This window comes from Deinococcus proteolyticus MRP (assembly GCF_000190555.1).
Taxonomy (GTDB): Bacteria; Deinococcota; Deinococci; order Deinococcales; family Deinococcaceae; genus Deinococcus; species Deinococcus proteolyticus.
This window is the reverse complement of the sequence record NC_015161.1, coordinates 1,877,272-1,890,639: the sequence shown is the minus strand read 5'-3', so window position 1 is coordinate 1,890,639 and position 13,368 is coordinate 1,877,272. Positions and strand designations below refer to the sequence as shown.

At 65.0% G+C, this 13,368-nt stretch carries 11 protein-coding genes and 3 tRNA genes; 10 read left to right on the top strand and 4 right to left on the bottom strand.

The window, feature by feature from the left end; genetic code table 11:
- Positions 1–46 precede the first annotated feature (46 nt).
- Together DEIPR_RS09005 and DEIPR_RS09000 are read right to left on the bottom strand one after the other, a co-directional pair.
- Positions 47–772 (bottom strand): hypothetical protein, encoded by a 726-nt coding sequence (locus tag DEIPR_RS09005; RefSeq protein ID WP_013615516.1) that lies wholly within the window; start codon positions 770–772, stop codon positions 47–49.
- Positions 765–1,970, bottom strand: a complete 1,206-nt coding sequence (locus DEIPR_RS09000) for a phosphopentomutase (RefSeq protein WP_013615515.1) — start codon at positions 1,968–1,970, stop codon at positions 765–767. The genes DEIPR_RS09005 and DEIPR_RS09000 overlap by 8 nt, the downstream gene beginning before the upstream one ends.
- 67 nt (positions 1,971–2,037) lie before the next feature.
- Here DEIPR_RS09000 and meaB point away from each other — a divergent pair, with 67 nt between their 5' ends.
- The 10 genes from meaB (at position 2,038) to DEIPR_RS08950 (ending at position 11,941) form a co-directional block, all read left to right on the top strand.
- Complete coding sequence (gene meaB / locus DEIPR_RS08995) at positions 2,038–3,009, top strand: methylmalonyl Co-A mutase-associated GTPase MeaB (protein ID WP_013615514.1); 972 nt, start codon at positions 2,038–2,040, stop codon at positions 3,007–3,009.
- 79 nt (positions 3,010–3,088) lie between these two features.
- Positions 3,089–3,164: transfer RNA gene (locus DEIPR_RS08990), tRNA-Asp, on the top strand.
- 31 nt (positions 3,165–3,195) lie between these two features.
- Positions 3,196–3,271: transfer RNA gene (locus DEIPR_RS08985), tRNA-Phe, on the top strand.
- Between the two features lie 14 nt (positions 3,272–3,285).
- Positions 3,286–3,360, top strand: a tRNA-Thr gene (locus tag DEIPR_RS08980).
- 125 nt (positions 3,361–3,485) lie between these two features.
- Positions 3,486–4,517, top strand: a complete 1,032-nt coding sequence (gene mltG / locus DEIPR_RS08975) for an endolytic transglycosylase MltG (protein WP_013615513.1) — start codon at positions 3,486–3,488, stop codon at positions 4,515–4,517.
- 288 nt (positions 4,518–4,805) lie between these two features.
- Positions 4,806–6,062, top strand: a complete 1,257-nt coding sequence (locus DEIPR_RS08970; protein WP_083801562.1) for a COX15/CtaA family protein — start codon at positions 4,806–4,808, stop codon at positions 6,060–6,062.
- On the top strand, positions 6,059–7,000 hold the full coding sequence (locus DEIPR_RS08965; protein ID WP_013615511.1) for a heme o synthase: 942 nt from the start codon (positions 6,059–6,061) through the stop codon (positions 6,998–7,000). Before DEIPR_RS08970 ends, DEIPR_RS08965 begins: the two co-directional genes overlap by 4 nt.
- A gap of 390 nt (positions 7,001–7,390) precedes the next feature.
- Complete coding sequence (coxB, locus tag DEIPR_RS08960; protein WP_013615510.1) at positions 7,391–8,662, top strand: cytochrome c oxidase subunit II; 1,272 nt, start codon at positions 7,391–7,393, stop codon at positions 8,660–8,662.
- The gene (locus DEIPR_RS08955) at positions 8,659–11,112 is read left to right on the top strand and encodes a cbb3-type cytochrome c oxidase subunit I (RefSeq protein ID WP_013615509.1); all 2,454 of its coding nucleotides are present in this window, start codon (positions 8,659–8,661) and stop codon (positions 11,110–11,112) included. Before coxB ends, DEIPR_RS08955 begins: the two co-directional genes overlap by 4 nt.
- A 124-nt stretch (positions 11,113–11,236) precedes the next feature.
- Entirely contained in the window at positions 11,237–11,941 is a 705-nt protein-coding gene (locus tag DEIPR_RS08950; RefSeq protein WP_013615508.1) for an SCO family protein, read from the top strand.
- A 24-nt stretch (positions 11,942–11,965) separates the two neighbouring features.
- Here DEIPR_RS08950 and DEIPR_RS08945 read toward each other — a convergent pair whose 3' ends face one another.
- Both DEIPR_RS08945 and DEIPR_RS08940 read right to left on the bottom strand, forming a co-directional pair.
- Entirely contained in the window at positions 11,966–12,580 is a 615-nt protein-coding gene (locus DEIPR_RS08945; RefSeq protein ID WP_013615507.1) for a DUF4956 domain-containing protein, read from the bottom strand.
- Positions 12,580–13,344, bottom strand: a complete 765-nt coding sequence (locus tag DEIPR_RS08940) for a polyphosphate polymerase domain-containing protein (protein WP_013615506.1) — start codon at positions 13,342–13,344, stop codon at positions 12,580–12,582. The genes DEIPR_RS08945 and DEIPR_RS08940 overlap by 1 nt, the downstream gene beginning before the upstream one ends.
- Positions 13,345–13,368 lie beyond the last annotated feature (24 nt).

Below are 13,368 nucleotides of genomic sequence, written 5' to 3'. Positions count from 1 at the left end.
GCGGGGAGTCCCTGGAGACCTCGGCTCTTCCCACGCCCTTCAGCCTTTAGCCCACCCGCCGCCGCACCCGTCCACCCGCCTGGCCTGAGTGCGCTCCAGCCCGCCCGCTCCACAGCTCGGCCGGTTGGGCGTCTACCATCCCGAACGGCGTGGGCTGGGTCAGGCGCAAGAAGGTGCGTGGCTGCGCGGGCTGCGGAGACTGGGCCGAGCGCCATACGCCCGCGCTGCCGGGGCGCAGCAGGAACACTTCGGCCGCTGCGCTTCCCACCGCCTCATCCGGCAGCCGCCGCACATGCACTCCGCTGCCTGCCAGGCGCACCACCCGCTGCTCGCCGGGTGCCGCCTGCCACTCGCGCACCCACAGCAGCAGCGAAACCGGGTCCAGGTAGTCGGCCACCAGCGGGGCGTCCGTCTCCTCGCCGCGCTGGCGCAGCCGCAGTTCGCCCGCCCGGTAATCCAGGCTCAGTTCCAGGGTGGTGCGGGTGCCTTCGCCCTCGGCATAGGCCAGCAGCGCCAGCGTGCGGGGATGCAGCCGGCTGGTCTGGTGAACGCGCAGGTTCGGCAACACGCCGCCGAACTCGGTCTCCACCCGCGCCACCACGGCCCCGCGCTCCGGGTGAATGCTCCACTGCTGCGCGCCGGCGTACTGCCCGCCCAGGCTCAGGGCCAGCTCGAAACTTTCCCCTTCGCGCGCCCAGTGGGGCAGGCCGCCGCTCAGGTCAAACAGTCCCGGTGGCCCGCTGACCGCTCCCGTAGCTCCCGTATCAGCCACGCAGCTGTGCCCAGAAGCTCTGGCCGGGGCCGCTCCACTCCGCGCCCAGGGCGTCGGCGGCTGTGGCTCCTATATCCGCGAACGTCTGCCGGGTGCCCAGGTCGGTCAGCCCGGCCATGCCAGGGCGGTACCCCAGCAGCAGCCCGTGTTCGCGGGTATGGTCGCTGCCGTACCAGGTGGGGTCGTTGCCGTGGTCGGAAATGATAAGGAGGGCGCCGCCTTCCGGCACAGCTGCCAGGAATTCGGGCAGGGCAGCGTCAAAGGCTTTCAGCGCGGCCGAGTACCCCTGCGGGTCGCGGCGGTGGCCGTACTTGGAGTCGAAGTCCACCAGATTGGTGAAAATCAGGCCGTCCAGCCCCTCGGCCTGTGCCCGGTGCATCCGTTCCAGGGTCTGCCGGATACCGTCGGCGTTGTCGTCGGTGTGGTGCATTTCGGTAAAGCCTTTGCCCGCGTACAGGTCGGGAATCTTACCGATGCCGACCACCGCCTTGCCGGCCGCCTTCAGAGCGTCCAGCACGGTGTGAGGCGGCACCAGCGAGTAGTCCCGGCGCTGGTCGTTCAGCCGCTCGAAGTCGGGGGCCGCGCCGGTAAAGGGCCGGGCAATCACGCGGGCCACGGCGTGTTCGCCCTGCAGAATTTCGCGGGCCGCCTCGCACCAGGTGTACAGCGTGTCCAGCGGCACCACGTCCACGTGGGCCGCCACCTGAAACACACTGTCCGCGCTGGTGTACACGATGGGCTGGCCGGTACGCAGGTGCTCTTCGCCGTAGTCGCTGAGCACTTCGGTGCCGGAGTAGGGCAGGTTGCACAGGTGGCCTCGGCCCGTCGCCGCGTCGAAGCGGGCCATCACTTCGGGCGGAAAGCCCTGGGGGTAGACCTGGAAGGCATTTTCCAGCTGAATGCCCATGAATTCCCAGTGCCCGGTAGACGAGTCCTTGCCGGGGCTGACTTCCTGCATGCGTCCAAAGGCGCCGCAGGCGTCCCCGACCTCGGGAATGGTGGCGGGGCCGCGCTCCACTCCCGGAATAGAGCCGATGCCCAGGCGGGCCAGGTTGGGAAGCAGTACCGGGGCGGCTTTCAGGGTGTGGTTGAGCGTAAAGGCGCCCACGTCGCCTCCCTGCTGCGGGTCTCCGAAACGGGCGGCGTCCGGCAGGGCGCCCACGCCGACGGAATCGAGAACCAGAATGGTCAGTAACATGGTTCCAGCATAAATCAAGCGCCTGGACTTGCCGGGACTGTCCGGAAAACTGCTTTAGCATGGGCCTATGCCCACCCATCCCCTTGCCGCCCCGCTGCTGGCCGGGCAGCGCCGCGCCCTGGCCCGCGCCATCACCCTGATAGAAAGTACCCGCCCAGACCATGAGGCCGAAGCCCAGGCGCTGCTGGCGGAGCTGGGTCCGCATGCGGGCGGTGCGGTGCGGATTGGGCTGACCGGGGTGCCGGGTGTCGGGAAAAGTACGTTTATCGAGGCGCTGGGCCTGTGGCTGGCAGAGCGGGGTCACCGGGTGGCGGTGCTGGCAGTAGACCCCAGCAGCGTGCGGACCGGCGGGTCCATCATGGGGGACAAGACCCGTATGCCAGGCCTGAGCGTGCATCCCGGCGCCTTTATCCGGCCCAGTCCGTCGGGCGGCACCCTGGGCGGAGTGGCGCGGCGCACCCGCGAGGCCATGACGCTGTGTGAGGCCGCCGGCTACGATGTGGTGCTGGTCGAGACGGTGGGCGTCGGCCAGAGCGAGACGCAGGTGGCCGGCATGACCGACCTCTTCGTGCTGCTGACCCTCCCCAATGCCGGCGATGAACTGCAGGGCATCAAGCGCGGCATCATGGAGCTGTGCGACCTGGCGGTGGTCAACAAGGCCGACACCGACCCTAGGGCCGCCAACCGGGCCCAGTCACAGCTGACGGCAGCCCTCAGCCTGCTGACCCCCCACGGTGCCGAGTGGCGGCCGCGCGCGCTGCAGCTGTCGGCCCTGAACGGTCAGGGGATAGAGGCATTCTGGGAAGCGGTGCAGGAATTTCGCGGCACCGTGGACCTCCCAGCCCGCCGCCGCACCCAGACAGCCGGCTGGTTCGATGAGCTGCTGCGTGAAGCGGTCTGGAAAACTTTTGTTCAGGGCCGCAGTCAGGTCCTGGGACAGCGGCGCAGCGAAGTGCTGGCCGGGCAATTGACGCCGGTCCAGGCAGTGCGGGCACTGCTGGACCTGCCGCTGGACCGGCCTGAGCCCCGGCCCAGATAAGGTGACGGCGTACTGTCACGCAGTTGACAGAGCGGGGGGAGGCGGCTATCCTTTACTCCGCTGCTTAAAGCGGCACTCTGGTCCGGTAGTGTAGCGGTTAGCATATCTGCCTGTCACGCAGAAGGTCGCGGGTTCAAATCCCGTCCGGACCGCCAGAGGTGTTCTCCCCAGCCTGGGGAGAAGCGCGGCAATGTAGCTCAGTTGGTAGAGCAAACGACTGAAAATCGTTGGGTCGGCGGTTCGAGTCCGCCCGTTGCCACCACAATTTTCGCAGCTGCCAGTGTAGCTCAGGGGTAGAGCAACTGATTCGTAATCAGTAGGTCGTCGGTTCAATTCCGACCTCTGGCTCCAGCAGAACCGCCCGCCGTCAGGCGGGTTTTTTCATGCCGGCTGTTCTCAAATGTAATCCATAGTGCTCTGCAGACGGCACATCGGGTATTCTGACAGGCAATGAATGTTCGCCAAGGGAGCCAGCGATGACCAGGCTGGGACATGACCGGGGCCTGCCGCTGTGGGCCAAGATTGCAATGCCGCTGCTGATGCTGCTGATTCTGGGCGGTGGGGTGGCCGCCTGGCTTCTGACCGGCCAGACGGGGCCGGCAGGGGGCGGGGACTATACCCTGGAGGTCAAGTCCGGCGACACGCTGGCCGCTGTGGCCCAGGAGCTGGAAGACAACGAGGTGATCCGCAGCGCAGACGCCCTGCGCTACGAGATGCGCCGCGCCGGCACGGACGGCTCGCTCAAAGAAGGCCTGTACGACCTGAGCGGCCAGATGACGGTGGCTGAGGTGGCCGAAGCGCTGGCTGCCGCTCCCCGCATTCCCACGGTCAAGGTGGCTGTGCCCGAGGGCCGGCGCATCAAAGACCTACCGGCCATTTTCGAGAAGTCGGGCTTTGATGCAGCCGCCATCAAGGAAGCGCTGAATGACCCCTCGCTGAGCGAGTACGCCGAGACGAATCTGGAAGGCTTCGTGTTCCCGGCCACCTACGAGTTTAAAGAAGGTGCCAGCGCCAAGGAAGTCGTGACCGAGATGGCCGAGCGCATGAACCAGGAGTTCACCCCTGAGCGGGTGGCCCAGGCCAAAGCGGAGGGCCTGAGCGTGTACGACTGGGTGACACTGGCCAGCATGGTGCAGGCCGAGGCCGCCAACAACGAAGAAATGCCCATCATTGCCGGGGTGTTTCTCAACCGCCTGCGCGACGGCATCGCACTGGGCAGCGACCCGACTGTGGCCTACGGCCTGGGCAAAGACCTGCCGGAGCTGGACCGCGGAGCCGGTGACTTTACCACCGACCACGACTGGAATACCTATACCCGCCAGGGCCTGCCCAAAACGCCCATCAACAACCCTGGCGAACCGGCGCTGCTGTCTATCCTGAACGCCCAGCGCAAGATGGACGATGGCCGTGACGCGCTGTACTTCCTGCACGCGCCCGACGGCAAGATTTACGTGAACCATACCTACGACGAGCACCTGCGCGACAACGCCCGTTACCGCTCGCAGTAAGCAGCAAGTTGGGTATCTGGGGCCGGGAAGACTCGCTACAGAGGGAGTCTTCCCGGCCCTGCCCCATTCTGCCTGAGTGTTTCAGTTTCGTGGGCGATGCTGTGGGGAGCTAAGCGAGTAGGAAAAGAAGTCACAGGCCTCTTTGGTCCGGGGACAATTGGGCCTGCAGGGTTGGCCCCGATCTCCTTAGAATGCACGGCGAACGCTGGTTCATAGCGTGGCGGCCACGCGCCCTGGGGCATGGGAAGGGCGCCTGACACGAGAGGAGAACAGACCTTGAATAAGGCAATGACCCGGGCAGAAGCGCGCCAGTCCAGTGCAGGGCCTACAGGTTCAGGCCGCAGCCTGATTTATCTGACCTGGGGCGCACTGGTCTACAACGTGGCGGTGATTCTGTGGGGCGCCGTGGTCCGCATCACGGGCGCTGGCGCCGGCTGCGGTGATCACTGGCCGCTGTGTGACGGTCAGGTGGTGCCGCTGAGCTACACGGCCGAGCGGGTCATCGAGTTCAGTCACCGCCTGACCAGCGGCCTGAGTGGTGTGCTGGCCATCGGTCTGTTTGCGGCAGCGTTCGCGGGCCCGATGCGCCAGGCGGTGACCCGGCCGGACATGAGCGGGCGCGTGCGGCTGGCCTTCGGGGCAGGTCTGGCCTGCGCGGCACTGCTGCTGGCAGGCGCGGCGCTGCGTTCCGGCGCCGTGGTGCTGCTGGGCGCAGGACTGGGCCTGCTGGCCCTGGCGGCCTGGCTAACCGCTTTGCTGGCGTCCCGGAACCTGACCTGGGCCGCGACTTTTCGGCGCTGGCCGGTGGTCTTCGGCGCTGCCCTGTCCTTTGGACTGATTTTGCTGGAAGGTGTGGTGGGCGGTATCCAGGTACTGCTGGGCCTGACGGCGGATTCCACCAACCCGGCGCGTGGGCTGGTGCAGGGCATTCACCTGGCCAATACTTTCGCGCTGCTGGGCGCCATGTTGCTCACGGCCCTGTGGGCGTCCGGCTGGCCGGCTCTGTGGGGTGTGGGCCGGCAGCCCGAGCAGCGGCAGGTGCGCCGCTTGTGGGTGCCTGGCCTGGTGCTGACCTTGCTGATCGGTATGGCCGGGGCCGTCACGGCGCTTGGCGATCTGCTGTTTGCGCCGGCGCCCGGCACGCCGCTGGATACCGTGCGGCGCGATTTCGGCGCAGCGGCCGGGCTGATTGAAAATCTGCGGGTGGTTCACCCGGTTCTGGCTCTGGCCGGCAGCGGTTACCTGCTGTGGATGGCCGCCCGCCTGCGTCAGCTGCGCCCCGGAGTGCAGGTCCGTCGCTGGGCGGGTGGGCTGACTGGAGCGATTGCTGCACAGGTGGTGGTGGGCTTTCTGAACGTGGCTCTCAAGGCCCCTGACTACCTGCAGCTGGTGCATCTGCTGCTGGCCTGTATCATGTGGCTCATGACGGTGATGTTGGGATATGTGGCGCTGACTTCGCCGGACCTAGAGGGCAGGGACGCTGGAGCCGGGCAGGTTGAGGCCGCTCAGGCGCTTTCCGACCTGCGCGGTGGAGCGCGGGCATGACGGTGGGTACGGCCACCTCGCCCACCCCCCCTACCGCCAAGGCCACCTGGCGCGATTACCTGTCGCTGACCAAGCCCAAGGTCATTAGCCTGCTGCTGTGGACCACCCTGACCGCTGTGTTTATGGCCGCGCAGGGCTGGCCGGGCGAGACCTTTGTTCAGGGCCTGTGGCTGCTGACGGTGGTGTCGCTGGCCGGGTACGCCTCGGCCGGGTCGGCAGGCGTGTTCAACATGATCATCGACCGCGACATTGACCTGAAGATGGCGCGGACGGCCCAGCGCCCCACCACTTCGGGGCTGATTTCTACCCGCAGCGCTTTTATCTTCGGGCTGGCGCTGCAGGTCCTGTCGTTTGCGGCGCTCTGGGTGTGGACCACGCCGCTGGCCGCCTGGATGAGCCTGGCCGGGTTCTTCACCTATGTGGTGGTGTACACCATGTGGCTCAAGCGCACGACCTGGCACAACATCGTCATTGGGGGTGCGGCCGGCTGCTTTCCGCCGCTGGTGGGCTGGGCCGCTGTCACCGGGGACCTGAACCTGTTCGCCGGGTTCCTGTTCGCCATCATCTTTTTCTGGACGCCGGTGCACTTCTGGGCGCTCGCCATGATGATTCAAGACGAGTACAAGGAAGTGGGAATTCCCATGCTGCCGGTGGTCCACGGTGACCGCATGACTGCCGCGCAGATTGGGCTGTATGCCATCTACACGGTGGTGCTGTCGGTCATGCCGGTGTACTTCGGGGCCGTGAGCTGGCTGTACTTCTTCTCGGCGCTGGCCCTGGGCGGCTGGTTGCTGTGGCTGTCGTGGAAGCTGTACCGCTACGTCATGTCGGGCGGCCACCCCAACAAAAAGGAAATGCTGCCGCTGTACCTGTACTCCATGCTGTACCTGGCCCTGCTGTTTCTGGCCGGCGCTGCCGACCGTGTCCTGCTGACCTGAGCCTGGGCACGGCGCTTTGCGGGCGGAACGGACGAGGGACCGTTCCGCTTTTTTGACCCTGTGTCCGGTGGGCGTAAGGCAGCTCAAACAGCGACGTATTCGAGTATTCGATGAGGACAATTGACACCGCGCCGGGGTGATCTGATAGCGGAACGTGCGACTTCTGGCAGCCAGGAGCGGCGCCAGGACCCGGCCGCTTCGGCGGTGCCCTGCGCCCGAACGGCTGACCAAACGTTCAGCAAGGCGCACAGCTATGGGGAGAAACTGGATGTTCGTGGGCACTGCTGCCCCTGTCTGGCCCCTGGCAAGAACCCCGCATGTTTCCGTTCAGGGGAGACTTCAACATAGCCGTGGCATTCTTGCTTAGACTATGAAGCGAGGAAAGGAGAAATGTTGAACACCAAGCGTACCTGTAGAGGCAGGTCAGGCGGTCTGCCGCCTAGAGGCGTGCAGCGCATGTCTGCTGCGGCCGTCCTGTTGGGGCTGTCGCTGCTGACAGGCTGTCAGCCTCACCAGCAGACCCTGACCATCGGTGACCAAGCTTCCCGCTACAACACAGCGATGTGGGAGCTGAGCATCGTGGCCATTGCCCTGTCCATCATCATTTTCTTGGGCGTTTCGGCCCTGCTGTTCTATACCGTTTTCCGCTTCCGCGAGGAAAACAACAAAAAGGAAGCTGAGCAGTTCCACGGCAACGACAAGTTGGAAGTGGTGCTGGTCGGTTTTCCGGTGATTATCGTGCTGCTGCTGAGCGTGCTGAGCGTGCGCACGATGGCCCAGACCACCCCGGTCGAGGAAAAGCAGGTGGGCACCAGCATCACCGCGCTGGCCAAGCAGTTCTGGTGGAATTTCACCTACACTGACAACGAGTCGGCAGCTGGTGGCCCGGTGGCCAACGGCAACGAAATGGTGATGCCGGCCGGCAGCAACGCTGGTGTGCCGATTGATACCAAGCTGACCCTGCAGGCCGCTGACGTGGTCCACGAGTTCTGGGCGCCCAACATCGGCCCGCAGCGCCAGGCGATTCCCGGCTCGGAGAAGGTCTGGACGGTTCACACCGACCGCCCTGCCATCTATCAGGGCAACTGTAACTATCTGTGCGGTGCCAGCCACGCCAACATGCGTTTCAAGGTGATTGCGCTGGCTCCGGCCGACTACGAAGCCTTTATCTCGGCAGCGCAGAACTACACGGCTCCTACTCCCGCCCCAGGCAGCGCCGAGGAGCGCGGCTACAACCTGTTCATGAACGGCAAGCCCGAAACGGCCGCTGTGGCCTGTGCCGCTTGCCACCGTGTGCAGGGCACCCCGGCCAACAGCCCGGTAGGCCCCGACCTGAGCTTTTTCGGTACCCGCCGCACCCTGGGCGCCGGCATGTGGGAAGCTCCTGTTCAGCAGGGCTGGGACGACCCCCAGGCCAACGAGCATCTGCTGGCCTGGATCAAGCACAGCCCCAAGGTCAAACCGGGCAGCCTGATGCCGACCTACGACGGCAGCGAGTATCAGGTCAACGGCCAGAAGCAAAAAGGTGGCGTGCTGACCGACCAGGAAATTGCGGACGTGGCCGCTTACCTCAAGTCGCTCAAGCTGCCTGAAGAGGCCAACTACTGGCAGAAGGCCCAGGTCTTTAGCGAACCGGCCATTTTGCCTGGAGGACAACAATGACAGTAAGACACTCTCCACAGGTGGCCGGGCGCAAGGGCTTCGGGGCTGTCATCTGGGACATGATGAACACCGTGGACCACAAGAAGATCGGGCTGATGTACATCATCCTGTCTCTGGTGGGCCTGGCGGTGGGCGGCATTCTGGCGGTAATGATTCGCCTCCAGCTGGCGCTGCCGGACCAGACCTTCTTGGTCGGTAACATCTACAACCAAGTGCTGACCATGCACGCCGCGGTCATGCTGTTCTTCTTCCTGATTCCGATCGGCCTGTTCGGCTTCGGTAACTATTTCCTGCCGCTTCAGCTGGGTGTGCGCGACGTGGCGCTTCCCCGCCTGAACAACTTCGCGGTGTGGTCCTTCTTCTTCTCGCTGGTGCTGGCCCTGCTGGCCATCGTCGGCGGGGGCTACCCCACGGTGGGCTGGACCTTCTACTATCCGCTGACCCTGGACGCCAACCAGACCGGCGTGGCGATTTTCATGATGGCCATTCTGTTCAACGGCCTGGGCTCGCTGTTCGGCAGCGCCAACTTCGCCGCTACAGTGATGAACCTGCGCGCCGAAGGCATGAGCCTGTGGCAGATGCCCATCTTCGCGTGGTCGCTGTTCGCCACCGCCATCTTGCAGCTGATCAGTCTGAGTGGCCTGACGGCCGCCGCGCTGACCACGTTCCTGGAAATCAAGCTGGGCCTGAGCATGTACAACGCCGACTTGGGCGCCGCTCCGGTGATGTTCCAGCAGTTCTTCTGGTTCTACTCTCACCCTGCCGTGTATGTGATGCTGCTGCCCTACCTGGGTATCGCCGCTGAAATCGCTTCCACCATGGCCCGCAAGCCGCTGTTCGGCTACCGCGTGATGGTGTACTCGATCATGGCCATCGTGTTCGTGTCGCTGCTGGTATGGGTCCACCACATGTTCGCCGTGGGCGTGCCGGAAGCGTGGCAGATCGCCTTTATGATCGCCACCCTGATTGTGGCTGTGCCGACCGGCGTGAAAATCTTCAACCTGATCGGTACGCTCTGGGGCGGCCGCATCATGATGAAGATGCCGACCCTGTGGCTGGTGGGCTTTATCTTCAACTTCCTGATCGGCGGGATTACCGGCGTCAGCCTGGGCATGATTCCCTTCGACTATCAGGTCACCGCTTCGTACTACGTGGTGGCACACTTCCACAACGTGATGATGTTCGGTACCGCCTTCCTGGCCATGGGCGCCCTGTACTACTGGTGGCCCAAGATGACCGGCCGCTTCCTGGACGAGAAGCTGGGCCGCGTTCACTTCTGGCTGTTCATGATTGGCTCGTGGATGACCTTCCTGCCCCAGTACATCCTGGGTCTGCTGGGCATGCCCCGCCGTTACTACACTTACCCGGCCGGCAACTACGCCTGGACCGAGCTGAACTTCATCAGCACCATCGGTGCCCTGATTCTGCTGGCGGGCGGCGCCGTCATGGTCTGGACCATTCTCCAGAGCATGCGTAAGCCCATCACCGCCGGACCCAACCCCTGGGGTGGCTACACCCTGGAGTGGGCCACCTCCAGCCCGCCCCCCGCGTACAACTTCGCGGTGGACTTTCCCAAGACCTTCCCCTCCGAGCGTCCCCTGTACGACTGGGAGAAAAACGGCGAGACCCTCACTCCGCTGGACCCCAAGACCATCCACCTGCCGGTAGACAGCCCCTGGCCCTTCCTGACGGCCTTTGCGCTGCTGCCCATGACCTTCGGCATGACTTTCGGCTGGTTCACCCCGTACCTGCCTTCCACTGGTCTGCAGACCTGGGGTGACATGACCGGGCTGTTCAAGTTCGCCTCGGCACTGCTGTACCTGAGCATCCCGCTGTTCTTCTACGCGCTATTCAAGTGGGCCGGCACCCGCGAGTACGACGTGCCGGTGGCTCACCACGGCCTGACCAAGTACGAGAACGGCTTCCTGGGGATGTCTTGGTTCATCATCTCGGAAGTGACGCTGTTCGGGATTCTGCTGGCCGGCTTCATCTACTACCGCGCCACCGGCCTGGCCGTCCCTGACCCGGTAAGCCGTCCGGCCATGTGGCTGGCCATCCTGAACACCATCGTGCTGGTGAGCAGCTCCGTGACCATTCACACCGCCGAGCAGATGCAGCACCAGGGCCGCCACAAGTGGGCGCGCATCCTGATGTTCATCACCCTGCTGCTGGGTGCGCTGTTCATGAGCTTCCAGGTGTACGAATTCACCCTGTTCGGTCTGGAAAGTGACTGGAAACAGAACCTGTGGCAGTCGTGCTTCTTTATCATCGTGGGTCTGCACGGTCTGCACATTCTGATCGGCGCGACCGGCGTGGCACTGCCCTTCTACCAGTCGCTGACCGGCAAGATCGACAAGTACAACCACGGCTCTCTGGCTCCCGCCAGCATGTACTGGCACCTGGTGGACGCCGTGTGGCTGCTGATCGTGGCTCTGTTCTACGCCTGGTAACCCGTCCCCCTCCGCTTCCCTCGCTTCGGCGCCCTCCCTGCTCGGCATGGGGGGCGCTTTGCTGTGGCCGGGGCTGTGACTGCCGGGACACCCGGCACGCGCCGGGGCAGGTAGTCTACGGGCCATGAAATGGTTGACTCCCGCCCTGCTGCTGGTGGCCGCTGTGCTGGCAGGCCTGCTGCTGATGAAAAAAGCCGACCCGCAGCCGCAGTACGGTACGGCGCTGGACGTGCCCAAGCCTCTGCCGGCTGTCTCGCTGCTGGACGACCGGGGCCAGCAGACCACCCTGACCGATTCGCACGGCAAACTGCGGCTGATGTTCTACGGCTTTGTGCGCTGCCCGGATGTCTGCCCGGCCACCCTCAGCGTGCTGGCGGATACCTACAAAGGCCTCAGCCCTCAGCTGAGAGACAAGGTCCTCGTACAGATGGTCAGCGTGGACCCAGCCAACGACCGCCCCGAAGTGCTGCGTGCTTACCTGGACCGCTTCGACCCGGCCTTCGTGGGCCTGACCGGAGAGACGGCCGATATTGACCGCGCCGCGCAGGAGATGTTCGTGGGCATTGCCCGCCCACCCTCGCTGACCGACCACAGCGCCCACATGGCGGGTGGGTCTGCTGGGGCCTCGGCAGCCCCGGCTCAGGCCAGCGCCGCTGCGGTGAACCCCAAAGTGACCGGTGCCACCCAGGCCGCCATGATTCACGGCGACCAGGTAAGCGTGGTGGATACCCAGGGCAATTTCGTGCGGGTGTACGGCAATCAGGACATCCTGGCCGGGCAGCTGGCTCAGGACCTACCCGCGCTCGCTACGCAGTACGGTCCGCACTGAGCCAGTAGGCTGCGGCGGGTCCGGCTACTGGTCCGAGTAGGCCCGCTCGCCCTGAACCGGGCGGTAAATCACCCGTAGCCGTGCCATGTCACGCACATAGTCCAGATTGACCAGCTGCACCTGCTGCACGTCCAGGCCAGTGCGGCGGCGCAGTTCGGTGATCAGTTCGGGCCGGTGGTCCTGCGCCGTGTGGGCCACGTGCTCGTAGTCCACCATCAGCGACGAGTAGGGCGTGGCGAAAAAACTGCTCTGGGCCAGCGCCAGTGCCAGCAGCACGGCCAGGTTCACCTGTAGCAGCGCCCCGAACGGTGCTGCCGAGAGTCCGTTGATCATGGCCGTGGCGACCACCACGAACAGGTAGGTAAGGTCGCGGGTAGAAATGGCGCCTGTGCGGTAGCGCAGAATGCCGAACACAGCAAATAGCCCGAACCCGAAGCCGATGCTGAGGTCCGCCCCGGCGAACACGCTAACCACCAGAAAGATGGTCACGCCGAACATCAGCAGGCTGAACAGCAGATCCGGATTCTGCTGGGTGCGGCTGTACAGCCCCCGGGTGACGGCCAGCACGAACGCCAGATTCAGCGCGAACATCTCTGGCCGGAAGCCCTGCAGGCCCCACCAGCCTTCGGGACCGGGCATCAGGTCAGCCCCGCCTGCTGCTGGACCCGGCGCAGCAGCCGCAGCTGGGGCTGCACCAGATTGCTCTTGACCTGGGGGTAGTGCAGGGCCACCCCTACCGAGTACTTGCTGACCCGGTCAGGCCGCAGCCCGAACTGCGCCGCGAAGCCCGCAAAGTGTGTGTGCTGGGCCGCCACCTCCGACTTGAGTTCTACGATGACCACGCCGGGGAACAGGTATTCGGCGCCCCCCCGCTCGCTGATCAGGCGCAGGTTCAGGTCCAGCGTGACCCGCTCGGGCACCGGGCCGGTGCGGACCAGGGTCAGGCGCTCGCACAGCACGTCCACAGCGGGGTGCAGCTGGGCCGCGTCGATGCCGTGTGCTGCCAGAAAATCGCTCTGCTGTGCCAGGTCGCCCTGCGACGGCACCCGCACCTTGCGGGTTGCGCTGCCCTCCCGGCGCTTGATTTCCAGAAAGCCGGCGCCGGTGCTGGCATAGCGCCGCCAGCGGACCTTGTGCCGGCGGTTCTTGCGGACATGCTGGTCATGGAAAAACCCGAACTCCGGGGTGTCGAAGTAGCGGCTGGCATACCCCTGCAGCGCGGTCCCGCCGATGGTCAGGGCCCGGTAGTGCCTGTGCAGGGTCTGCAGCAGCTGCGGCAGTTCGCTGGCCGGCAGGGTGAATTTGGATTCGCGGCGGTCCATCAGCTCGGCTCCCGAGAGCTCGTCCAGTGAGATGGGCGTGAATCCAGCGAGCAGATGAGACGGCAATCCTGACAAACTCATGACAATAGATTGTGATTAACATTG

Coding starts and splice junctions, on each gene's coding strand:
- DEIPR_RS09000 (WP_013615515.1), bottom strand. CDS start 1,970: ATGTTACTGACCATTCTGGTTCTCGATTCCGTCGGCGTGGGCGCCCTG.
- meaB (WP_013615514.1), top strand. CDS start 2,038: ATGCCCACCCATCCCCTTGCCGCCCCGCTGCTGGCCGGGCAGCGCCGC.
- mltG (WP_013615513.1), top strand. CDS start 3,486: ATGACCAGGCTGGGACATGACCGGGGCCTGCCGCTGTGGGCCAAGATT.
- DEIPR_RS08970 (WP_083801562.1), top strand. CDS start 4,806: ATGACCCGGGCAGAAGCGCGCCAGTCCAGTGCAGGGCCTACAGGTTCA.
- DEIPR_RS08965 (WP_013615511.1), top strand. CDS start 6,059: ATGACGGTGGGTACGGCCACCTCGCCCACCCCCCCTACCGCCAAGGCC.
- coxB (WP_013615510.1), top strand. CDS start 7,391: ATGTTGAACACCAAGCGTACCTGTAGAGGCAGGTCAGGCGGTCTGCCG.
- DEIPR_RS08955 (WP_013615509.1), top strand. CDS start 8,659: ATGACAGTAAGACACTCTCCACAGGTGGCCGGGCGCAAGGGCTTCGGG.
- DEIPR_RS08950 (WP_013615508.1), top strand. CDS start 11,237: ATGAAATGGTTGACTCCCGCCCTGCTGCTGGTGGCCGCTGTGCTGGCA.
- DEIPR_RS08945 (WP_013615507.1), bottom strand. CDS start 12,580: ATGCCCGGTCCCGAAGGCTGGTGGGGCCTGCAGGGCTTCCGGCCAGAG.
- DEIPR_RS08940 (WP_013615506.1), bottom strand. CDS start 13,344: ATGAGTTTGTCAGGATTGCCGTCTCATCTGCTCGCTGGATTCACGCCC.